Genomic DNA, 20,796 nt, shown 5'->3' on the forward strand with positions numbered 1-20,796 from the left:
GCGCCGAGGTCGTCCTGGACCCCGCAGCCGCGGGCCGGGCGGGCGACGTCGGCGCGCGTCCCGCCGCGCACCGGGTCGGCGAGCTCGTGGCAGACGCCACCGGCGGTGGGGCGCACGTCTCGGTCGAGGCGCTGGGCGACCCGATGACCGCGGCGGCATCGGTCCTCGGCCTCCGCCGGCGGGGACGGCACGTGCAGGTGGGCCTGCTGCTCGCCGAGCACGCGAGCACGGCGCTGCCCATGGACCGCGTCGTCGCCTGGGAGCTCGCGATCCACGGCAGCCACGGCATGGCCGCGCACGAGTACCCCGCGATGCTCGACGCCGTGGCGCGCGGCGAGCTCGCGCCCGACCGCCTCGTCGGCGCCGTGATCCCGCTCGACGCGGCCGGCGCCGCGCTCGCCGCGATGGGGAGCCCGGCGCCGGCCGGGGCGGCGGGCATGACCGTCGTCGTCCCGTGACGCGGCCCCGCCTCAGGCCTGCGGACGCCTCGGCAGGGTGAGGACCTCGGCGCCGTCGTCCGTGATGGCGATCGTGTGCTCGCTGTGCGCCGTGAGGCACCCGGTCGCGCTCCGGAGCGTCCAGCCGTCCGCGTCGGTGACGAGCTCCGCCGTGTCCGCCATGATCCAGGGCTCGAGCGCGAGCAGGAGCCCGGGGCGCAGCCGGTAGCCGCGTCCGGGCCGTCCCGTGTTGGCCACGTGCGGGTCCTGGTGCATCGTCGAGCCGACCCCGTGCCCGCCGAACTCGGTGTTGATCGCGTAGCCCGCCTCGCCCAGCACGGAGCCGATGGCGTGCGACACGTCGCCCAGGCGCACGTCGGGCCCCGCGGCCGCGATCCCCGCGGCCAGCGCGCGCTCGGTCGCCCCGATGAGCGCCTCGGCCCCGGCCGGTGCCGAGCCGCCGACGACGACGCTGACCGCCGAGTCCGCGACCACGCCGCCGAGCGAGACGGCCAGGTCGAGCGTGAGCAGGTCGCCGTCGGCCAGCGCGTAGTCGTGCGGCAGGCCGTGCAGCACGGCGTCGTTGACCGACGTGCAGATGTAGTGGCCGAACGGGCCGCGGCCGAAGGACGGCGCGTAGTCCACGTAGCAGGACTGGGCCCCCGCGGCGGTGATCATCTCGCGCGCCCAGGCGTCGATCTCGAGGAGGTTCGTGCCCACGGTGCTGCGCGACCTGAGGGTCTGGAGGATCTCGGCGACGAGCGCGCCCGTCTCCCTGGCCCGCGCCAGCTCGGTGGGGTTCAGGATCTCGATCATCGGGTGCCTCTCTCGCAGGACGGCCCACTATCCCAGTCGCGCGGTCCGGTTGCCGCCCGGTCGGTCGCGACCTACACAGAGGGGACGACGACGACCGAGCGGAGACGACGATGACGACAGAGCCCTCGACCCCGACCACCGCAGGCGGCACGGGCACCGGCGCGGGCGCCCAGAGCGGCAGCGGTTCGGCGACCGCCGGTGAGCCGACCCGCCGCCCGCCCCGGTTCGAGCCGACACGCGTGGTCGTCACGGGCTCGGACTCCGGCATCGGGCGCGCGACCGCGGTCGCGCTCGCGGCGCGGGGCCGCCACGTGGGCATCACGTGGCACGAGGACGAGGCGGGTGCGGAGGCGACGGCCGACGAGGTCCGCGCGGCGGGTGCGTCGGCGTACGTGGCGCACCTCGACCTGCGGGAGCCGGCGTCGGGCGCCCGCGTGGTCGACGAGCTCGCGGAGCAGATGGGCGGCATCGACACGCTCGTGCTGTGCTCGGGCACCGGGACGTCGACCCTCCTGCTCGAGATGGACCTCGACGCGTGGCGCGAGGTCGTCAGCGTCGACCTCGACGGCGCCTTCGCGTGCCTTCAGGCCGGGGCCCGCCGCATGGTCGCCGCCGGCCGCGGGGGACGGATCGTCGCCATCACGTCGGTCCACGAGCACGCGCCGCGGGTCGGGGCCGCGCCGTACTGCGCGGCCAAGGGCGGCCTCGGGCTGCTCGTCAAGGTCGCGGCCCTCGAGCTGGCCGAGCACGGGATCACCGTCAACGCGGTCGCGCCCGGCGAGATCGCGACGCCCATGACGGGTCAGGAGGACGAGTCCCCGGTCGAGGGCAAGGACCGGCCGGGCATCCCCGTCGCGCGGCCTGGTGACGCGCGCGAGATCGCCGCCACCGTGGCGTTCCTGTGCGGACCGGACGCCGGCTACGTCAACGGCGCGTCGTGGGTCGTCGACGGCGGGATGCTCGGGATGGGCCCCCAGGCGGGCTCGCACCTCGAGTCGCACGACTGGCGGCGCCCCTGACGGCGTCCGCACCGGCGCCCGAGCCGCGCGAGGAGCGAGCGGCAGCCGACAGATGGGCACGGCGGCGAGGCGCCGGACGCCGCAGGTACCCTGGGCACGCCTCCCCCCGCACCAGACCCAGGAGCCCTCTGTGGGACGAGTCGTCGTCGACGTGATGCCGAAGCCCGAGATCCTCGACCCCCAGGGCAAGGCTGTGGCCAACGCCCTCCCGCGCCTGGGCTTCCAGGGCTTCACGAGCGTCCGGCAGGGCAAGCGGTTCGAGCTCGAGGTCGAGGGCGAGGTCACCGACGAGGTGCTCGAGTCCGTGCGGCGCGCGGCCGAGACCCTTCTGTCGAACCCTGTGATCGAGGACGTCGTGCGCGTCGCGGCGGCGGAGGAGCAGGCATGAGCGCCCCCACGATCGAGCGTCCCGGCGCCGAGAGCCGCGTCGACGGCGCGCGCGTGGGCGTCGTCACGTTCCCCGGCACGCTCGACGACCGCGACGCCGCCCGTGCCGTACGGCTCGCGGGTGGCGCGGCCGTCCAGCTGTGGCACGCGGACGCCGACCTGCACGGGGTCGACGCCGTGGTGCTCCCCGGCGGCTTCTCCTACGGCGACTACCTGCGGGCGGGCGCCATCAGCCGCTTCGCGCCGGTGATGGGGCCGCTGGTCGACGCGGCGCGCGGCGGTCTGCCGGTGCTCGGCATCTGCAACGGCTTCCAGGTGCTGTGCGAGGCGCACCTCCTTCCCGGCGCGATGATCAAGAACGACCACCGCACGTTCCTGTGCCGCGAGCAGGTGCTCGTCGTCGAGAACGCGGACACGGCCTGGACGCGCGAGTACGAGCGCGGCGAGCACATCGTGATCCCGCTCAAGAACCAGGACGGCCAGTACGTCGCGTCCGATCGGGACCTCGACGAGCTCGAGGGTGAGGGCCGCGTGGTGTTCCGCTACGAGGGCTGGAACCCCAACGGCTCGCGTCGCGGCATCGCGGGCATCACGAACGCCGCGGGGAACGTGGTCGGTCTCATGCCGCACCCCGAGCACGCCGTCGAGCGCGGCTTCGGGCCGGACGGCGAGGCAGGCCCGCGCAGCGGCACGGACGGCCTGCGCTTCTTCACGTCGGTGCTCAGCACCCTCGTCGGCTGACCCGAGCGGCCGCGCCGCCCGCATGAGCACCCTGTCCCCGTGACCGCCCTGCCGCCGTCCGTGACGACGGAGCGCGTGCCCTGGCACGACGACGACGCGGCCCGTCTGCGCGTGGAGCAGCAGGCCGAGCTGGCGGCTCGGTACGACGGCGTCGAGGACATCGAGCCCGAGCTGCCGCCCGACGAGATGCTCGCGAACGTCCTGGTGCGCGTCGACGGCGCGGCCGTCGCATGCGGCTCCCTGCGCGCCGCACCCGCGTACGGCGAGGGGTGGGGCGAGCTCAAGCGCATGTTCGTGCGCCCGGCGGCGCGGGGACGGGGACTCTCCCGGCTCGTGCTGCGCGAGCTCGAGGCGATCGCGACCGAGCGCGGCCTGCGGCGGCTCATCCTCGAGACCGGCGTGCGTCAGCCGGAGGCCATCGGGCTCTACCGCTCGGCGGGCTACCGGCGGATCGCGCGCTACGGGCCGTACGTCGACGAGCCGTCGTCCGTCTGCTACGCCCGCTGGCTCGCGGCGGACCTCACGACGCGTGTGCTCCTCGTCAACGGCTCGGTCGGCTCCGGCAAGACGACCGTCGCCGCGGCGGTCGCGCGGCTGCTCGAGCAGCGCGGCGTCCCGCACGCGTGGGTCGACGTGGACGCGCTCTGCCAGGTGTGGCCGGCGCCCGACGGCGACCCGTACGCGACCGGGCTCGCCTTCCGCACGCTCGAGGCGGCGGCCGGGGGCTTCCGCGAGGCCGGCTACCGGCACGTCGTGCTCGCGCGCGTGGTCGAGCACGCCGCGGACCGCGAGCGCTACGAGGCGACCTTCGACGGCGCGGACGTCCGCGTCGTCCGCCTCACCGCGAGCGAGGAGGAGCGGCGCGCGCGGCTGACCGCCCGCGAGCCGGCCGGCGCCTCGCGGGACTGGCACCTCGCGCGCACCGTCGAGCTCGAGGCGGTGCTGGACGCCGCGGGCGCCGACGACGCGGTCGTCACCACCGACGCGCGCGCGCCCGACGACGTCGCGCTCGACGTCCTCGCCGTCGCCTCCTGGTGACCCTCCAGGGGGCCGCGACCGCTCAGCCGAGCGGCGTGACCCGGCCCTCGAGGTGCTTCTTGCCCTTGCGCGCGTTCCACGCGACGAACTCGTGCCCGTGCTCGCCGGGCGACACCCGCACCGCCGCGGTCCCCGGGATGAGCACGGGCGCGGCGAACTCGACGTCCCAGCGGTACGCCTCGCCCCGTGCGGCCGGGCCGACGTCGGCGAGTGCGCGCGCCGCGGTGTACATGCCGTGCGCGATGGTGCGCGGGAAGCCGAACGCCTTGGCCGCGAGCGACGACGTGTGGATCGGGTTCCGGTCGCCCGAGACGGCGGCGTAGCGGCGGCCGACGTCGGCCGGAAGGCGCCACTCGCCCGTCGGCGTGGGCGGCGTCCAGGCCGCGCGGCGCTCGGCCGCGGGCGCCGTGCCGCCCGCGAGCCGGACGCCTCGGGCGAGGTAGGTCGACACGCCCGTCCACACGGTCTCGCCGTCGACGCGGACCTCCCCGACCAGGTCGACCGTCGTGCCCGCACGGTGCGCGCGCAGGTCCCGCGCGCCGACCTGGACGTCGAGGAGCGAGCCCAGCGGCACGGGACGCCGCTGCTCGACCCGGTTGGCGAGGTGCACCATCCCGAGCAGCGGCAGGGGGAAGTCCTGCCGGATCATGAGCGCGGTCTGCAGGGGGAACGCGAGCACGTGGACGAATCCCGCCGGCAGCAGGTCGCCGGCCGGCTCGCCGACGAGGTGCTGGTAGGCGGTGAGCCGCTCGACGTCGGCCGCGACGTCGCGGACCAGCAGGTCCACGGCGGGCACCTCGTCCGGCCCGACCGGCCGGCGCGGGGCCATCATGGCCACGGCCGACGTGCTCAGCCCCTTGACGTAGGTCCGCGCGAGCGGCGGCATCGCCGCGAGCTCGACGACCCGCCGCGGGGCCCTCATGCCCGGCACCCGGTGCGGGCGGTCGCGGTGCTCATGCGCCCACCATGCTCTGCCCGCACACCCGCAGCACCTGGCCGTTGACGCCGCCCGCCTGCGGCGACGCGAGGAACGCGATGGCCTCCGCGACGTCCACGGGCCGCCCGCCCTGCTGCAGCGACGAGAGCCGCCGGGCGACCTCGCGCGTGGCGAAGGGGATGCTCGCCGTCATGTCCGTCTCGATGAACCCCGGCGCGACGGCGTTGGCGGTGCCGCCGAGCGCGGCCACGCGCGGCGCGAACGCCCGCACCATGCCGATGACGCCGGCCTTCGACGCCCCGTAGTTCGTCTGGCCACGGTTGCCCGCGATGCCGCTCGTCGAGGCGAGCGCGATGACGCGGGGGGTCGGGCCGAGCGCGTCGGAGGCGAGCAGCTCCTCGGTGATCCGCAGCGGTGCCGTCACGTTGACGGCCAGCACGGCGTCCCACTTCTCGGGCGACATGTTGACCAGCAGCTTGTCCCGCAGGATGCCCGCGTTGTGCACCACGACGTCGAGGCGCCCGTGCCGCGCGGCGACGTGGGCGAGGATCTTGGCCGCGGCGTCGTCGGCCGTGACGTCGAGCTGGAGCGCCGAGCCGCGGACCTCGTTCGCGACCGCCGCGAGCGCCTCGCCGGCCGCGGGCACGTCGACGGCGACGACGGTCGCCCCGTCCCGGGCGAGCGTCCGCGCGATCGCCGCGCCGATGCCGCGCGCCGCACCCGTCACGACGGCGACCGTGCCCTCGAGCGGCTGCTCCCAGTCCGCGGGCACCGTGCCGGCGGTCGACGTGACCTGGACCAGCTGGCCGTCCACGAACGCCGAACGGCCCGACAGCAGGAAGCGCAGGGTGCCGGTCACGCCCGGCGCGCCGACCTCGACGCCCTCGGCGAGCACGACCCCGTTGCCCGTCGCGCCGGCCCGCAGCTCCTTGGCGAGAGAGCGCAGCATGCCGTCGACGCCCTGGCGCGCCGCGGCCGCGGCCGCCGGCACGGCGCCCGGCTCACCCGCAGCCCGGGACAGGACGACGACGCGCCCGCCCGGGGCCAGGCGCTTGAGCGCCGGCGCCGCGGCGAGCACCGGCGCGCTGAGGTCCGCCGGCGTCGTCAGGCCCGTGAGGACGAGGACGACCGCGCCCAGGCGGTCGTCGTCCCCCACGTGCCGGTGGACGTCGAGGTCCCACGCGAGCAGCTGCTCGGCGACGGCATCCGCATCGGCCTCCGCCCCGGCGTCGGCGACGAGCAGCACGGGCCCGGGGACGAGCGGTGCGCCCGCCTCGTGGCGCCGGAGCACCGCGGGCCGCGGCAGCTTGAGCTGCTTGGCGAGCTTCTTCGTGAACCCGGTGTTGACCAGGTCCAGGTACGTGTCGGTCACGCTGCCTCCAGGATCGCGACGACGCCATGCCCACCGGCAGCGCAGACGGAGATGAGGCCGCGGCTGCCGGGGCCCTTGGCGGCGAGCGCCTTGGCGAGGGTGGCGACGATGCGCCCGCCCGTCGCGGCGAACGGGTGCCCGGCGGCCAGCGACGAGCCGTGCACGTTGAGGCGGCTGCGGTCGATCGAGCCGAGCGCGCCCGGAAGGCCCAGGCGCTCGCGGCAGAACTCGTCCGACTCCCACGCCGCGAGGTTGCAGAGCACGGTGGCGGCGAACGCCTCGTGGATCTCGTAGAGGTCGAAGTCCTGGAGGGTGAGCCCGTTGCGCGCGAGCAGGCGCGGCACCGCGTGGGCGCCGGCCATGAGCAGCCCGTCGCGCCCGTGCACGAAGTCGACGGCGCCCGCCTCGGCGTCGACGACCGTCGCGAGCACCGGCAGCCCGCGCTCGGCCGCCCAGGCGTCGCTCGCGAGCAGGACGGTCGAGGCGCCGTCGGACAAGGGCGTGGAGTTGCCCGCCGTCATCGTGGGCGGCGTGTCGAGGCTCTTGCCGAAGACCGGCTTGAGCGACCCGAGCTTCTCGAGCGACGTGTCGGCGCGCAGGTTCGCGTCGCGGGTCAGCCCGCGGTAGGGCGTGAGCAGGTCGTCGAAGAACCCCGCCTCGTACGCCGCGGCGAGGTTGTGGTGGCTCGCGAGGGCGATCTCGTCCTGCGCCTCGCGCGTGATCTTCCAGGCCGCCGTCGTGAGCGCCTGGTGCTCACCCATCGACAGGCCCGTGCGGGGCTCGCCCGTCGTGGGGGCCGAGGGTGCGAGGTGGCGCGGGCGGATGCGCATCGCGGTCGCGACCCGCTGCTGGGGCGTCTTCGCGCGCGACATGTCGAGCAGGATGCGGCGCAGCGCGTCGCTCACGACGATCGGCGCGTCCGACGTCGAGTCGACGCCGCCCGCGATGCCCGACTCGATCTGGCCGAGCCGGATCTTGTTGCTCAGGCCGACGACGGTCTCGAGGCCCGTCGCGCACGCCTGCTGCAGGTCGTACGCCGGCGTCTCGGGCGACAGCGGCGACCCGAGGACGGCCTCGCGGGCGAGGTTGAAGTCCTTGGAGTGCTTGAGGACGGCGCCTGCGGCGACCTCGCCGATGCGCTCGCCCGCGAGACCGAACCGCGCGACGAGCCCGTCGAGCGCCGCACCGAGCATGTCGAGGTTGCTTGCACGGACGTAGGGCCCGCCTGCGCGGGCGAACGGGATCCGGTTGCCCCCCACGACGACGGCGCGGCGCAGGCCGGCCGCGGGCACGCCGGGTGCGGGGGTGGTGGTGCGGGGTGCCGCCATGGGACGGGGTCCTCTCGCGTCGGTGTCGAGCGGGTGGTCGGAACCGGTCTGGACCGGTCGTGGAGCCGGTGTGGTCGAGCGGGCCGGCACGGCAGGGGACCTCCGTCCCGACGGGTCGGGCGAGGGCCGTGCTAGTGCCTGCGACCCACAGTACCTGATACTGTCGGTCTCGTGAGTCCCGTCACACCGACACCCTCGACGCCGTCGGCGCGGAGCACCGCGCCGCAGGCCGGCGTGCTCGGTGTGCGCACGGACAGCCCCGTCGAGGAGGTCCTCGCGCAGGACGTCGCCGACGGTCGCTCGCGCCGTTGGGACGACCATCGCGCCGCACGCCGCTCCGAGCTCGTCAAGGTCGCGCGACGCACCGTCCACCGCACGGGCCCCGACGTCTCCATGGAGGAGATCGCGGCGGCTGCCGGGACGTCGAAGTCGATCGTGTACCGGTACTTCGTCGACAAGACGGGTCTGCAGGTCGCGGTCGGCGAGGCCGTCGTGGCGCAGATGCACGCGGCGCTCGACGAGGCCGCCCGAACCGCCGCGACGCCGCGTGACGGGCTGCGCGCGATGATCGACGTCTACCTCGAGATGGTCGAGGCGTCGCCCAACGTCTACTGGTTCGTCACGCGCCCCACGAGCGAGGACGCGTCCGCGCCGCTCGGCCACTTCCTCGACGCCGTCGCGGACATGGTGGCGCGCCCGTTCGCCCGCATCCTCACGGCCGACGCGGCCACCACGATCCCCGCCGAGGCGGACGTGTGGGCCGCCGGCGCCGTCGGCTTCGTCCGCGGCTCGGGGGAGTGGTGGCTGAGCCACCGCGACGGGCCCGACGCCCCGACGCGGGCCGAGCTGACCGAGCGCGTCACCGCCTGGCTCTGGGCCGGGCCGGTCAGCGTGCTCGCCCGCGCCCGCACGGACTCCACCGACCCGCGCGTCGCCGACGGCGCGCACCCGACCGGCTCGACCGACCTCACCGCCGAGGAGCAGTCATGACCACCCTGAGCGAGAAGCGCCCTACGACCGGGACGGGCCGCGCGCCCGCGTCACCCGAGGTGCGCGTCGACGTGCCGGCCCTCGAGGAGGTGCTCCTCGGGCGGTGGGCGCACGTGCGTCGCAGCGCGCGCGAGTTCCTCGCCGACCCGCGCCTGCACCGCGTCGAGGGCCTCCCCATGGCCGAGCACCGCGAGCGCGTGCTCGAGCAGCTGCGCATCCTCGCCGCCGAGGGCGACGTGCTCCGTGCCTTCCCGACGGCGCTGGGCGGCGCCGACGACCACGGCGGGAGCCTGGCGCGGTTCGAGGAGGTCATCGCCGCCGACCCGTCGCTGCAGATCAAGGCCGGCGTGCAGTGGGGGCTCTTCGCGTCGGCGATCCTCCACCTCGGCACGGCCGAGCACCACGAGCGCCTGCTGCCGCGTGCCATGTCCGTCGAGGTGCCCGGTGCGTTCGCGATGACCGAGACGGGTCACGGCTCCGACGTCGCGAGCATCGCGACGACGGCCACGTACGACGCGCAGACGCAGGAGTTCGAGATCCACACCCCGTTCCGCGGGGCGTGGAAGGAGTACCTCGGCAACGCCGCGATCCACGGCACCGCGGCGGTCGTCTTCGCGCAGCTCATCACGCAGGTGCCCGGCGGTCCGCGCGTCAACCACGGCGTGCACGCCTTCTACGTGCCGATCCGCGACGAGGCGACGAACGAGTTTTTGCCGGGCGTCGGCGGCGAGGACGACGGGCTCAAGGGTGGCCTCAACGGCATCGACAACGGCCGCCTGCACTTCACGCACGTCCGTGTCCCGCGCACGAACCTGCTCAACAGGTACGGCGACGTCGCGCCCGACGGCACGTACTCGTCGCCCATCGCGAGCCCGGGCCGGCGCTTCTTCACGATGCTCAGCACGCTCGTGCAGGGCCGCGTCTCCCTCGACGGCGCGGCCGTCAACGTCAGCAAGCTCGCGATGATCATCGCGATCACGTACGCCAACGAGCGTCGGCAGTTCGCCGGTCCGTCGCCGGCCGACGAGGTCGTCCTGCTCGACTACGCCGAGCACCAGCGTCGCCTGCTGCCGCTGCTCGCCCAGACCTACGCGGGCGCCTTCGCGCACGAGCGCCTTCTCGAGACGTTCGACGGGGTCTTCTCCGGTCGCGAGGACTCGGACGAGGACCGCGAGAACCTCGAGACGATCGCCGCGGCGCTCAAGACCGCGTCCACCTGGCACGCGCTGTCGGCGCTCCAGGGTGCGCGCGAGGCGTGCGGCGGCGCCGGGTTCATGGCCGAGAACCGGCTGACGTCGCTGCGGGCGGACATGGACGTCTACGTGACGTTCGAGGGCGACAACACCGTCCTGCTGCAGCTCGTCGCCAAGCGGTTGCTCGCGGACCACGCCAAGGAGTTCAAGGACCTCGACGCCGGCACGGTCGCGCGATACGTCGCCGGCCGGGCCGCCGACGCCGCGCTGCACCGCACGCCGCTGCTGCGCGTGGTGCAGACGCTCGCCGACGGCGGTGACGCGCGTCGGTCCGCCGGTCAGCTGCGGGAGACGAGCACGCAGCGCGAGCTGCTGACAGACCGCGTGGAGACGATGGTCGCGGAGGTGGCCGAGGCGCTGCGCCCGGCGATGAAGGCCCCCAAGGACGAGGCCGCGCGCCGCTTCAACGAGCACCAGCACGCGCTCATCGAGTGCGCGCGCGCCCACGCCGACCTGCTCCAGTGGGAGGCGTTCACCGCGGGTCTGGAGAAGGTCGAGGACCCGGGCACGCGGCAGGTGCTCACGTGGCTCCGGGACCTCTTCGGCCTCGTCACGATCGAGCGCAACCTGGCGTGGTACCTCATCCACGGCCGGCTCTCGGCCGGCCGCGCCCGCACCGTGACGTCGTACGTCGACCGGCTCCTGGCCCGTCTGCGGCCGCACGCGCAGGACCTCGTCGACGCGTTCGGCTACGGCCCCGAGCTCGTGCGCGCACCGATCGCGAGCGGTGCGGAGGCCGTGCGGCAGGAGGAGGCGCGCGAGCACTACCGCCGGCTCCGCGCGAGCGGCGACCTGCCCATCCCGGAGAAGAACGTGAAGCCGACCGGTACGGCGGCGGGCGTGCCGTCCTCGGCCGTCGCGCCGGCCGCGCCGAACCCGACCTGACGGTCGGCCAGTCCCACGCGCCGCCCGCGACCTGACGGTCGGGGGCGGCGCGCGGGTGGCTCACGGTCGGGGTCGACCACGCCCGAGCCGGAGGACGCCGTTGCGGCGGGTCAGGTCGTCTCGCGGACGACGAGCGTCGTCGGCAGGACCCTCGACGTCACCGCGCGACCCTCGATGACGTCGAGCGCGAGGTCCACCATCGCGCGTGCGATCTCGTCGAACGGCTGGCGCATGGTCGTCAGCGGCGGATCCAGCGACTCCGCGAGCCCGGAGTCGTCGAACCCGCCGACGGCGACGTCGTCGGGCACCGTGCGGCCGGCACGGCGGAGCGTGCTCATCGCGCCGGCGGCCATCCGGTCGGACGCGGCGAAGACGGCGTCGAGGTCCGGTGCCCGCTCGAGGAGCGCGGCCATGGCGGCGGCACCCGACTCGGGGGAGTAGTCGCCCTCCTCGACGAGCAGCGGGTCGAACGCGTCGCCCAGCTCCTCGCGGTACCCGAGGAGGCGGTAGCGGCCGCCACCTGTGTCCGCCGGGCCGGTGATCATGGCGATGCGCCGGCGGCCGCGCTCGCGCAGGTGGCGCGTCATGGTGCGTGCGGACTCGACCTCGTCGACGCTGACCGTCGGCACGTCGTCGTCGTGGCCGAGCGGGATACCGCACACGACGAGCGGCACCCTGGCGGCCAGCAGGGCGTCGAGCAGCGGGTCGCGCTCGTGGGAGGAGACGAGCAGGACGCCGTCGACGTGACGCGCGCCGACGAACTGGGCGACGTTCTCGCGCTCGGTCTCCGTGCTGGCGAGCAGCACCACCGGCGTCATGTGGCGCTCGGTCAGAGCCTGCGCGGTCCCGCGCAGGAGGATGGAGAAGGTCGGGTCGGCGAAGAGCAGGTCCTGCGGCTCGGTGATGAGGAACGCGAGCGAGCCCGCCCTGCCGGTGGCCAACGAGCGGGCGTGGTGGTTCGCGGTGTAGCCCGTCGCGCGGATCGCGTTCTCGACCGCCTCGCGGGCGGCGGGCGAGACCCAGTGCCCGCCGTTGATGACGCGGGAGACGGTGCCGTAGGAGACGCCGGCAGCGGCGGCGACGTCGCGGATCGTCGGGCGGCGCCTGGTCGTCGCCGCTGGTGCGGCCGTCGACCGGGCGCTGGGTTCCACGGTTGAAGAGCGTAGCCGCGCGCACGCGCCGTCGTGGCGTCCTCGGTCGCGTCGGGCTGTGAACGGTCACAGTTTGGTCACGAAAGGAATCCGGCCGTCAGCCCGTGACCGGTCACAGGTAGCCTTCCCGCACACGCTGCACCCGGCGCACGGCGCCGACCGACCCGACGGAGAGTCATGACCGTGTTCCCCTGGCCCGCGCTCGACGGGATCGCGTACGGCGGTGACTACAACCCCGAGCAGTGGCCGCGCGACGTCTGGGACGAGGACGTCGCCCTGATGCGCGACGCCGGGGTCAGCCTCGTCAGCGTCGGCATCTTCTCGTGGGCCGCGCTCGAGCCGAGCGAGGGCTCGTTCGACCTCGCGTGGCTCGACGAGCTGCTCGACCTGCTGCATGCGAACGGGATCGCCGTCGACCTCGGCACCCCCACCGCGTCACCTCCGGCGTGGTTCTTCGCCGCGTATCCCGAGGCGCGCGTGGTGGCCGCGGACGGCACCGTGCTCGGCTTCGGCTCCCGCGGGATGGCCTCCCACGCGGCGCCCGAGTACCGGACGGCGATCGCGCGCGTCGCGGGTCAGCTGGCCCATCGCTACGCCGACCACCCGGCCGTCGTGATGTGGCACGTCCACAACGAGTACGGCGTCCCCGTGGGGGAGGACTTCTCGCCGCGGTCGGTGGCGGCCTGGCGCGTGTGGTTGCAGCGCCGCCACGGGAGCCTCGACGCCCTCAACGCGGCGTGGGGCACCGCGTTCTGGGGGCAGACGTTCCACGACTGGGAGCACGTCGTGGCGCCGGCGGCGATGCCGTCCGTGCCGAACCCCGCGATGCGGCTCGACTGGGCCCGGTACACCGACGAGCAGCTGCGGGAGTGCTTCCGCATCGAGCGGGACGCGATCCGTGCCCACGCGTCGCAGCCGATCACGACCAACTTCATGGCGCACCAGTCGTGGAACACCGACCTGTGGACGTGGGCGCAGGAGGTCGACGTCGTCTCCGACGACCACTACCTCTGGTCGCCGGACAGCGACGCCCAGGTGGGCCTGGCGCTCGCGGCCGACCTCACGCGATCCGTCGCGGGCGGGCGTCCGTGGATGCTCATGGAGCACTCGACGTCGGCCGTCAACTGGCAGGGCGTCAACGTCGCCAAGCGTCCCGGCGAGATGGAGCGCAACGCCATGGCGCATTTGGCGCGCGGTGCCGACGCCGTCATGTTCTTCCAGTGGCGCGCCTCGCGCTCCGGCGCCGAGAAGTTCCACTCCGCGATGCTCCCGCACGCCGGTCCACGCTCGCGCGTCTTCCGGGAGGTCGTGACCCTCGGCGACCACGTGGGCAGGCTCGCGGAGCTGCGCGGCTCGCGCGTGCGCGCGGAGGTCGCGGTGCTGTACGACTGGGAGTCGCTGTGGGCCCAGGACCTCGAGTGGCGACCGTCGGACGCGCTCGGTTTCCGTGAGCGGGTCCGTGCCTACTACGAGCGCCTGTGGCGCGACGGCGTGACCGTCGACTTCGCGCACCCCGAGCACGACCTGTCCGGCTATCGCCTCGTCGTCGCGCCGGCCTCGTACCTCCTCACGGCCGAGGGCGCGGCCAACCTCACCCGCTACGTCGACGGCGGCGGGACGCTCCTCGTGTCGTGCTTCGCCGCCGTCGTCGACGAGCACGACGCGGTGCACCCGGGCGGCTTCGGGGCCCCGCTGCGCGACGCGCTCGGGGTCGCCGTCGAGGAGTTCCTCCCGCTGCGCACAGGCGAGACCTGCGTGGTGGACCTCGACGGGGAGGTGCTCGAGGCCGACGTCTGGAGCGAGCACCTCGTGGTCGACGGGGCCGAGGTGCGCGGCACCTATCGCGGCGGACCGGCGGACGGCATGCCGGCCGTGACGCGGCACGCGCACGGCGCCGGCGCGGGCTGGTACGTCAGCACGCGGCTCGGCGTCGGCGCTCTCGCCCCCGTGCTCGCCGCGGTCTACCGCGACGCCGGGATCGAACCCGGCGGGCAGCCCGAGGGCCTCGAGGTCGTCACGCGGCACGGGGACGACGCCGACTACGTGTTCGCCGTGAACCACCGCGCGGAGCCGGCCGCGCTCGACGTCGTCGGCATGGAGCTGCTCTCGGGCAAGCCGGTCGACGGCGAGTTCGAGATACCCGCCGGCGACGTCGCCGTCTTCCGGACGACGCAGCGACCGCAGGGAGGTGGTCGCTGAGACGTCCGCGCGGGAGCGCGCAGGGTCATCCCTGCTCCAGCACCATCCCGCACCAGCACCACTCACCACCACGAGGCACCACCACCAGGCACCACCACCAGGTCGCAGCGTCGCGATCCCATCGACGCGCGAGGCGGCCTTCTTCTGGAAGGAAGACACATGCGCAAGCACATCGCGCTCGGCGTCGCCCTGGCGTCGACCGCTCTCCTGGCCGCCTGCGGCGGCGGCGACCCCGCACCCGAAGAGACCACCGCCGAGTCCCCCGCCGCCGCCGAGGGCTCGGGCGCCGAGCTCGTCGTCTGGTCCGACGCCGAGCGGGAGGAAGCCATCAAGGCCGCTGCGGCCCAGTTCGAGGCGGACACCGGCGCGACCGTGACCGTCGTGCAGAAGAACTTCGAGGACCTCCGCGCAGACTTCCTGGCGCAGGTCCCGACGGGCGAGGGCCCGGACATCACCGTCGGCGCGCACGACTGGCTCGGCGAGTTCGTCGAGTCCGGCGTCGTCGACACGATCGACATCGGCGAGCGGGGCGCGGACTTCGAGGAGGTCACGCTCGAGGCGTTCACCTACGACGGCCAGCTCTACGCGCTGCCGTACGCGCAGGAGGCGGTCGCCCTCATCCAGAACGTCGCGCTGGTCGGCGACCAGGCCCCGGCGACGTGGGACGAGATGATCCAGATGGCGACCGACGCGGGCTTCGCGGAGCGGCCGTTCATCCTCTACACGAGCGGTGCGAAGGGCGACATGTACACGTCCTACGCCTTCCAGACGTCGTTCGGCGCACCGGTCTTCGTCCAGGACGAGTCCGGCTCGTACACCAGCGAGGTCGGCATGGGCGGCGAGGGCGGCCTCGCCTACGCGCAGTGGATCCACGCCAACGGCGCGGCGGGCACGGGCTACTTCACCGACACCGTCGACTACGACATCGGCAACGAGCTGTTCGCCACCGGCCAGTCGCCGTTCATCGTCCAGGGTCCGTGGACCATCCCGACGTACCAGGACGCGGGCGTCGAGGTCGCGGTCGGCCCGATCCCGTCCGCGGGCGGCGAGACGGCGGCGCCGTTCGTCGGCGTGCAGGGCTTCTACCTGTCGGCGCAGTCGTCGAACGCGCTCCTCGCGAACGAGTTCCTCGCCAACTACATGGCGGCCGACGAGGCGCAGCAGGCCCTGTACGAGGCCGACCCGCGCATCCCGGCCCTCACGGCCGTCGCCGAGCAGGTCGCGGACGACCCGGTCATCGCCGGGTTCCTCGCGTCCGCGCAGAACGGCGTCCCCATGCCGAACATCCCCGAGATGGGCTCCGTGTGGGACTTCTGGAACGCCGCGCAGATCGCGCTGATCAACGGCGAGGACCCGGCGTCCACCTGGACGGCCATGGTCGAGAACATCGAAGGCACCATCGGCGGCTAGCACCCACCGGCCCGGGGCGGGACATCCCCCGCCCCGCCCCGGGCCACGTCATCGACCACGAGGAGTCCGGATGCCCGTCGACCAGGTGCAGGCCCCGCAGCGCGCGCGGGGTACCGCGACCGAGTCCCATGCGCGGAGCTGGCGCGGCCCCGGCTGGGGCTTCGTCGCGAAGCTGCTCGTGATGATGCTCATCAACGCCTTCGGCGTCACGGCGATCCTCTCCGCCTACCAGGTCGGCGCCTGGGTGGTCCTCGGCGCGCTCGTCGTCCTCCTGGTCGCGGCGGACTGGGTCTACTTCTCCCGCCGCGCGCTGGCGATGAAGTACCTGTTCCCCGGCCTGGTCTTCCTCGGCGCGTTCCAGGTGTTCACGCTCGTGTACACGGGCTACGTCGCCTTCACGAACTACGGCACCGGCCACCTCGGCTCCATGCAGCAGGCGGTCGACGCCGCGCTCATCCAGGGCGAGCGGCGCACCGACGACTCGCCCACGTTCCCGCTCGCGGTGGTGCGCGACGGCGACGTGCTCGGCTTTGCGGTCTCCGCCGACGGCGAGGTCCGGGTCGGCACCCCCGAGGAGCCGCTGGGCCCGGTCGACGGTGCGGAGGTCGACGACGAGGGCGTGCCCACGGCCGTTCCCGGCTGGGAGGTGGTCCCGCGCGCCGAGCTGTTCACCGACGCCGAGCTGCAGGAGCGGGTCGTCGAGCTGCGGGTGCCCGTGTCCGACGCGGCGGAGGACGGCTCGCTGCGCACGCGCGAGGGGGCGACGGGCGCCGTCTACACCTCGAACCTCGAGTGGGACCCCGACGCGCTCACCATCACCGACACCGAGGCCGGCGTCGTCTACTCGCCGGACGACCGAGGGAACTTCGTCAGCCCCGACGGCGAGCGGCTCCCCACCGGCTGGTACGTCCAGGTCGGGTTCGAGAACTTCGTGCGCGCCTTCACCGACGGTGCGTTCGCCGGACCGCTGCTGCAGGTCACGCTGTGGACCTTCGGCTTCGCGATCCTCACGGTCCTGTCGAGCTTTGGGCTGGGGCTGCTGTTCGCGATCATCTACAACGACCCGCGCCTGCGCGGTCGCAAGCTGATCCGGACCGTGTTCATCCTCCCGTACGCGTTCCCGGCGTTCATGTCGGCGCTGCTGTGGCGGGGCATGCTCAACTCGGAGTTCGGCGTCGTCAACGAGTGGTTCTTCCTCGGGGCGAACGTGGACTGGCTCGGCGACCCGTGGCTCGCGAAGCTCGCGATCCTCTGGGTGAACCTGTGGCTCAGCTACCCCTACTGGTTCCTCGTGTGCACCGGGGCCCTGCAGGCGCTGCCCCCGGACACCATGGAGGCCGCCCGTGTCGACGGCGCCGGGCGCTGGCGGACGTTCCGCTCCATCACGCTGCCGCTGCTGCTGATCTCCACGGCGCCGCTCGCGATCGCCTCGTTCGCCTTCAACTTCAACAACTTCACGATCATCTACATGCTCACCGAGGGTGGGCCGGCCTTCCGCGGCACCAGCGTGCCGATGGGCTCGACCGACATCCTCATCTCGGCGATCTACCAGCTGTCCGGCGTCCAGGGCGGGCGGGCCGACTACGGGCTGGCCAGCGCGCTGTCGATCGTCGTCTTCGTGGTCATCGGCGTCATCTCCGCCGTCGCCTTCCGCCGGACGCGCAAGCTCGAGGAGATCTGATCATGGCCGTCCCGTACCCCGAGGTCGCACCGCCGACCCCCGCCGGCCGCCGTCGCTGGTGGGCCGAGATCGGGTGGAAGTACCCGCTCGCCGCCGTGATCATGTTCTACGCGGCGTTCCCGCTCGTGTACGCGCTCTCGGCGTCGCTGAACCGGCGCGGCTCGCTGTCGGGCTCGACGAGCCTCTTCCAGGAGATCAGCCTGGTCAACTACGAGGCCCTGGGCGGCACGCGGTTCTGGACGTGGGTCGGCAACACCCTGCTCATCGGCGGCGCGGCCGCGTTCGGCGCGGTCCTCATGGGCGCGGCCGCCGCGTACGCGTTCTCCCGCTTCAGGTTCCAGGGACGACGCGCCTCGCTCACCAGCCTCCTGATCATCCAGATGTTCCCGCAGACGGTGGCCTTCGTCGCCGTGTTCCTGCTCCTCATCGCGCTCGGCAACGTGGTCCCGGCCCTGGGGCTGAACTCCAAGCTGGCGCTCATCTGCGTGTACCTCGGCGGGGCCCTCGGCGCGAACACCTTCCTCATGTACGGCTTCTTCAACACGGTGCCGAAGGAGATCGACGAGGCCGCCCGGATCGACGGCGCGAGCCACGCGCAGATCTTCTGGCGGCTGATCATGCCGCTGGTGCTGCCGATCCTCGCCGTCGTCGGGCTGCTGGCCTTCATCTCGGCCTTCGGCGACTTCATCCTCGCCAGGATCGTGCTGACCAGCGAGGACAACTGGACGCTGGCGGTCGGCATGTACCAGTGGGTGTCGAACCAGCTCACGTCCCGCTGGGGGCTGTTCGCCGCCGGCGCGATGGTCGGGGCCCTGCCGATCCTCGCCCTGTTCCTGTCGCTGCAGCGCTACATCGTGGGCGGCCTGTCGGCCGGCTCCGTCAAGGGCTGAGGACCGCGCCGCGCGCCCGCGCGACGCCCTGATCACCGACGATCGGAAGGACACATCGATGACGATGCGATCACGCCCCGGGGCCATCACCGGGGGATCCGTGGCCGTCGCCCTGGCGGTCGGCGGCCTCGCGGTCGGCGCCCAGGCGGCGGAGGGACCCGTCGAGGCGGGCATCACCGTGCCGCGGGTCGAGGGCATGGGCGCGGACTGGATCAACGGCGCGGACTTCTCGACCGTCCTGTCGCTCGAGGAGAGCGGCGTGACGTTCAAGGACTTCGACGGCAACGACGCCGACCTGTTCGAGGTCCTGGCGGACGCGGGCGTCAACTGGGCCCGCGTGCGGGTCTGGAACGAGCCCTTCCTGAGCACCGACCCGACCCAGGGCTACGGCGGGGGCGACGTCGACCCGGTCCGAGCGACCGAGATCGCGCGACGCGCGACCGAGGCCGGGATGCGCGTCCTGGTGGACTTCCACTACTCGGACTTCTGGGCGCACCCGGGGCAGCAGCACCTGCCCCGCGCGTGGCGCGCCGTCGACCCGGCCGACCGACCGCAGGCGCTGTACGACTTCACGGCGCAGACGCTGCAGATGATGGACGACGCCGGTGTCGACGTCGGGATGGTGCAGGTCGGCAACGAGACCACGGGCGGTGAGATCGCCGGGACCCGCGGCTGGGACAGCACGGCCGCGCTGTTCGACGCCGGCTCTCGCGCCGTGCGGGACACGCTCGGCAGCGAGGTCAAGGTCGCGGTGCACTTCACCAACCCCGAGCGCGCCGGGCAGTACGCGGCGGCCGCCCAGGAGCTCGACGCGCGCGGGGTCGACTACGACGTCTTCCTCAGCTCCTACTACCCGTTCTGGCACGGCACCCCGGAGAACCTCACCGCGGTGCTGGACCAGGTCGCGACGACGTACGACAAGGAGGTCGCGGTCGCCGAGACGTCGTGGGCGTACACGCTCGAGGACGGCGACGGCTACCCGAACTCGATCCGCGAGCAGACCGTCCCGTACTCGATCTCGGTCCAGGGTCAGGCGCTCGCGGTGCGCGACGTCATGCAGGCCGTCGCCGACGTCTCCGACGGCAGGGGTCTGGGCACCTTCTACTGGGAGCCCGCGTGGCTGCCCGTCGGCCCGCCGGACCAGGTCGACGCCAACTGGGACCTGTGGCAGGAGCACGGCTCCGGCTGGGCGACCACGTGGTCCCAGGAGTTCTACGACCCCGAGGGTCTCCTCGGCGGCGAGTGGGCCGACGCCTACGGCGGTTCCGGCTGGGACAACCAGGCGCTGTTCGCGTTCGACGGCACGCCGCTCGAGTCCCTGCGCGTGTACGAGTACGCGCGGACCGGCTCGGTCGCACCGCGCCAGGTCGACTCCGTCTCGCAGCCCCGCCTGACCGTCGTCGACGGCGAGCAGATCGCCCTGCCGGGGACGGTCGACGTCGCCTACACCGACGGCACGACCGAGACCGAGGCCGTCACGTGGCGCGAGCCGGTCGACTGGGCCGCCGGCCCGGGCGTCTTCGTCTTCCACGGCGTCACCGCGTCCGGCCACGGCACGACGGCGACCGTGACGGTCCTCGCCGACGTGGACGAGGGCGCGAACCTGGTCGTCAACCCGGGCTTCGAGGACGGCGTCGCGCCCTGGACGGGCACGGGCACGGGCTTCACGGTCAGCGCGACGGACGACCCGTACGAGGGTGCGCGCTCCACGCACTTCTGGTCGGACGCCCCGTACACCCTTTCGATCGAGCAGACGATCACCGACGTGCCGGCGGGCCGGTACCGGCTCTCAGCCAAGGCGCAGGGTGGCGACGCCGGTCCGTCCGACACGCTGCGGATCACGGCCAGCTCGGGCATCTCGTCCGTGTCGGCGGACTTCGCGCTCGCCGGTTACGACAACTGGCAGACGCCGCAGACGGAGCCGATCACCGTGGGGGCCGACGGCGTCGTCATCGTCTCCGCCAGCCTGGCGCTCAGCGCGGGCGCGTGGGGCACGATGGACGACTTCCGGCTCGTCGCCGAGGCGACGCAGCCGGTGGTGGACACCGCGGCGTTGGCCGCGCTCGTCGTCGAGGCCGAGGGCGTCGACCGCGAGGCGTACACGGACGAGTCGCTCGGCGCGCTGGACCGGGCGCTCGAGCGCGCGGGCTTCGTGCTCGGGTCGCCGAGCCCGGGCGCCGTGAGCGTCGACGGCGCGTCGGCGCAGCTCCGCGCGGCGATCGACGCCCTCGTCGCGCGCCCGACGCCGGCCCCGAGCCCGGC

17 protein-coding genes are annotated in these 20,796 nt (G+C 73.8%); 12 read left to right on the forward strand and 5 right to left on the reverse strand.

Annotated elements, in window-relative coordinates; genetic code table 11:
• Positions 1-458: zinc-binding dehydrogenase (locus tag ICW40_RS12155; protein ID WP_221654285.1), on the forward strand; the 458-nt coding region annotated here is incomplete at its 5' end.
• A gap of 12 nt (positions 459-470) precedes the next feature.
• Here the strand turns inward: ICW40_RS12155 and map are convergent.
• Positions 471-1,253, reverse strand: coding sequence for a type I methionyl aminopeptidase (gene map, locus ICW40_RS12160; RefSeq protein ID WP_221654286.1), 783 nt, complete (start codon positions 1,251-1,253; stop codon positions 471-473).
• 110 nt (positions 1,254-1,363) lie between these two features.
• On the opposite strand from map, the gene ICW40_RS12165 reads away from it, so the two are divergent.
• From ICW40_RS12165 to ICW40_RS12180, 4 genes are all read left to right on the forward strand, one after another.
• Complete coding sequence (locus tag ICW40_RS12165; RefSeq protein WP_221654287.1) at positions 1,364-2,272, forward strand: SDR family oxidoreductase; 909 nt, start codon at positions 1,364-1,366, stop codon at positions 2,270-2,272.
• 130 nt (positions 2,273-2,402) lie between these two features.
• Positions 2,403-2,660: a phosphoribosylformylglycinamidine synthase subunit PurS gene (purS, locus tag ICW40_RS12170; protein ID WP_221654288.1), complete on the forward strand. Its 258-nt coding sequence runs from the start codon at positions 2,403-2,405 to the stop codon at positions 2,658-2,660.
• Positions 2,657-3,400 carry a phosphoribosylformylglycinamidine synthase subunit PurQ gene (gene purQ, locus ICW40_RS12175; RefSeq protein WP_221654289.1) on the forward strand — a complete coding sequence of 248 codons (744 nt, stop codon included), beginning with the start codon at positions 2,657-2,659 and terminating at the stop codon, positions 3,398-3,400. Before purS ends, purQ begins: the two co-directional genes overlap by 4 nt.
• Positions 3,401-3,439: 39 nt before the next feature.
• Positions 3,440-4,438, forward strand: a complete 999-nt coding sequence (locus ICW40_RS12180; protein WP_308121776.1) for a GNAT family N-acetyltransferase — start codon at positions 3,440-3,442, stop codon at positions 4,436-4,438.
• Between the two features lie 22 nt (positions 4,439-4,460).
• On the opposite strand, the gene ICW40_RS12185 is transcribed toward ICW40_RS12180, so the two are convergent.
• From ICW40_RS12185 to ICW40_RS12195, 3 genes are read right to left on the reverse strand one after another with little or no spacing between them, the layout of a single operon-like run.
• Positions 4,461-5,360, reverse strand: a complete 900-nt coding sequence (locus tag ICW40_RS12185; RefSeq protein WP_221654290.1) for a MaoC/PaaZ C-terminal domain-containing protein — start codon at positions 5,358-5,360, stop codon at positions 4,461-4,463.
• Positions 5,361-5,391: 31 nt separating this feature from the next.
• Complete coding sequence (locus ICW40_RS12190) at positions 5,392-6,747, reverse strand: 3-oxoacyl-ACP reductase (RefSeq protein WP_221654291.1); 1,356 nt, start codon at positions 6,745-6,747, stop codon at positions 5,392-5,394.
• Complete coding sequence (locus tag ICW40_RS12195) at positions 6,744-8,075, reverse strand: acetyl-CoA C-acetyltransferase (protein WP_221654292.1); 1,332 nt, start codon at positions 8,073-8,075, stop codon at positions 6,744-6,746. The genes ICW40_RS12190 and ICW40_RS12195 overlap by 4 nt, the downstream gene beginning before the upstream one ends.
• A gap of 171 nt (positions 8,076-8,246) precedes the next feature.
• Here ICW40_RS12195 and ICW40_RS12200 point away from each other — a divergent pair, with 171 nt between their 5' ends.
• A complete protein-coding gene (locus ICW40_RS12200; RefSeq protein ID WP_374199151.1) occupies positions 8,247-9,065 on the forward strand; it encodes a TetR/AcrR family transcriptional regulator in 819 nt (272 codons plus the stop codon).
• On the forward strand, positions 9,062-11,203 hold the full coding sequence (locus ICW40_RS12205) for an acyl-CoA dehydrogenase family protein (RefSeq protein WP_221654293.1): 2,142 nt from the start codon (positions 9,062-9,064) through the stop codon (positions 11,201-11,203). The genes ICW40_RS12200 and ICW40_RS12205 overlap by 4 nt, the downstream gene beginning before the upstream one ends.
• 110 nt (positions 11,204-11,313) lie before the next feature.
• Here the strand turns inward: ICW40_RS12205 and ICW40_RS12210 are convergent, their stop codons facing one another.
• Positions 11,314-12,354: a LacI family DNA-binding transcriptional regulator gene (locus ICW40_RS12210; RefSeq protein WP_221654294.1), complete on the reverse strand. Its 1,041-nt coding sequence runs from the start codon at positions 12,352-12,354 to the stop codon at positions 11,314-11,316.
• A 177-nt stretch (positions 12,355-12,531) separates the two neighbouring features.
• On the opposite strand from ICW40_RS12210, the gene ICW40_RS12215 reads away from it, so the two are divergent.
• From ICW40_RS12215 to ICW40_RS12235, 5 genes are all read left to right on the forward strand, one after another.
• Positions 12,532-14,553, forward strand: a complete 2,022-nt coding sequence (locus ICW40_RS12215) for a beta-galactosidase (protein ID WP_221654295.1) — start codon at positions 12,532-12,534, stop codon at positions 14,551-14,553.
• A 159-nt stretch (positions 14,554-14,712) separates the two neighbouring features.
• Positions 14,713-15,963 carry a sugar ABC transporter substrate-binding protein gene (locus tag ICW40_RS12220; protein ID WP_221654296.1) on the forward strand — a complete coding sequence of 417 codons (1,251 nt, stop codon included), beginning with the start codon at positions 14,713-14,715 and terminating at the stop codon, positions 15,961-15,963.
• 70 nt (positions 15,964-16,033) lie between these two features.
• Positions 16,034-17,644, forward strand: a complete 1,611-nt coding sequence (locus tag ICW40_RS12225) for an ABC transporter permease subunit (protein WP_221654297.1) — start codon at positions 16,034-16,036, stop codon at positions 17,642-17,644.
• 2 nt (positions 17,645-17,646) lie between these two features.
• Positions 17,647-18,534 (forward strand): sugar ABC transporter permease, encoded by an 888-nt coding sequence (locus ICW40_RS12230; protein WP_221654298.1) that lies wholly within the window; start codon positions 17,647-17,649, stop codon positions 18,532-18,534.
• 58 nt (positions 18,535-18,592) lie between these two features.
• Positions 18,593-20,796: glycosyl hydrolase 53 family protein (locus ICW40_RS12235; protein WP_221654299.1), on the forward strand; the 2,204-nt coding region annotated here is incomplete at its 3' end.

It is taken from the genome of Actinotalea ferrariae (assembly GCF_019733465.1).
In the GTDB taxonomy this organism is placed as follows: Bacteria; Actinomycetota; Actinomycetes; order Actinomycetales; family Cellulomonadaceae; genus Actinotalea; species Actinotalea ferrariae_A.

Excerpts from the sequence above, each read along its gene's own strand:
- map (WP_221654286.1), bottom strand. The coding sequence starts at position 1,253 with ATGATCGAGATCCTGAACCCCACCGAGCTGGCGCGGGCCAGGGAGACG.
- ICW40_RS12185 (WP_221654290.1), bottom strand. The coding sequence starts at position 5,360 with ATGAGGGCCCCGCGGCGGGTCGTCGAGCTCGCGGCGATGCCGCCGCTC.
- ICW40_RS12215 (WP_221654295.1), top strand. The coding sequence starts at position 12,532 with ATGACCGTGTTCCCCTGGCCCGCGCTCGACGGGATCGCGTACGGCGGT.
- ICW40_RS12195 (WP_221654292.1), bottom strand. The coding sequence starts at position 8,075 with ATGGCGGCACCCCGCACCACCACCCCCGCACCCGGCGTGCCCGCGGCC.
- purQ (WP_221654289.1), top strand. The coding sequence starts at position 2,657 with ATGAGCGCCCCCACGATCGAGCGTCCCGGCGCCGAGAGCCGCGTCGAC.
- ICW40_RS12225 (WP_221654297.1), top strand. The coding sequence starts at position 16,034 with ATGCCCGTCGACCAGGTGCAGGCCCCGCAGCGCGCGCGGGGTACCGCG.
- ICW40_RS12230 (WP_221654298.1), top strand. The coding sequence starts at position 17,647 with ATGGCCGTCCCGTACCCCGAGGTCGCACCGCCGACCCCCGCCGGCCGC.
- ICW40_RS12165 (WP_221654287.1), top strand. The coding sequence starts at position 1,364 with ATGACGACAGAGCCCTCGACCCCGACCACCGCAGGCGGCACGGGCACC.
- ICW40_RS12205 (WP_221654293.1), top strand. The coding sequence starts at position 9,062 with ATGACCACCCTGAGCGAGAAGCGCCCTACGACCGGGACGGGCCGCGCG.
- ICW40_RS12220 (WP_221654296.1), top strand. The coding sequence starts at position 14,713 with ATGCGCAAGCACATCGCGCTCGGCGTCGCCCTGGCGTCGACCGCTCTC.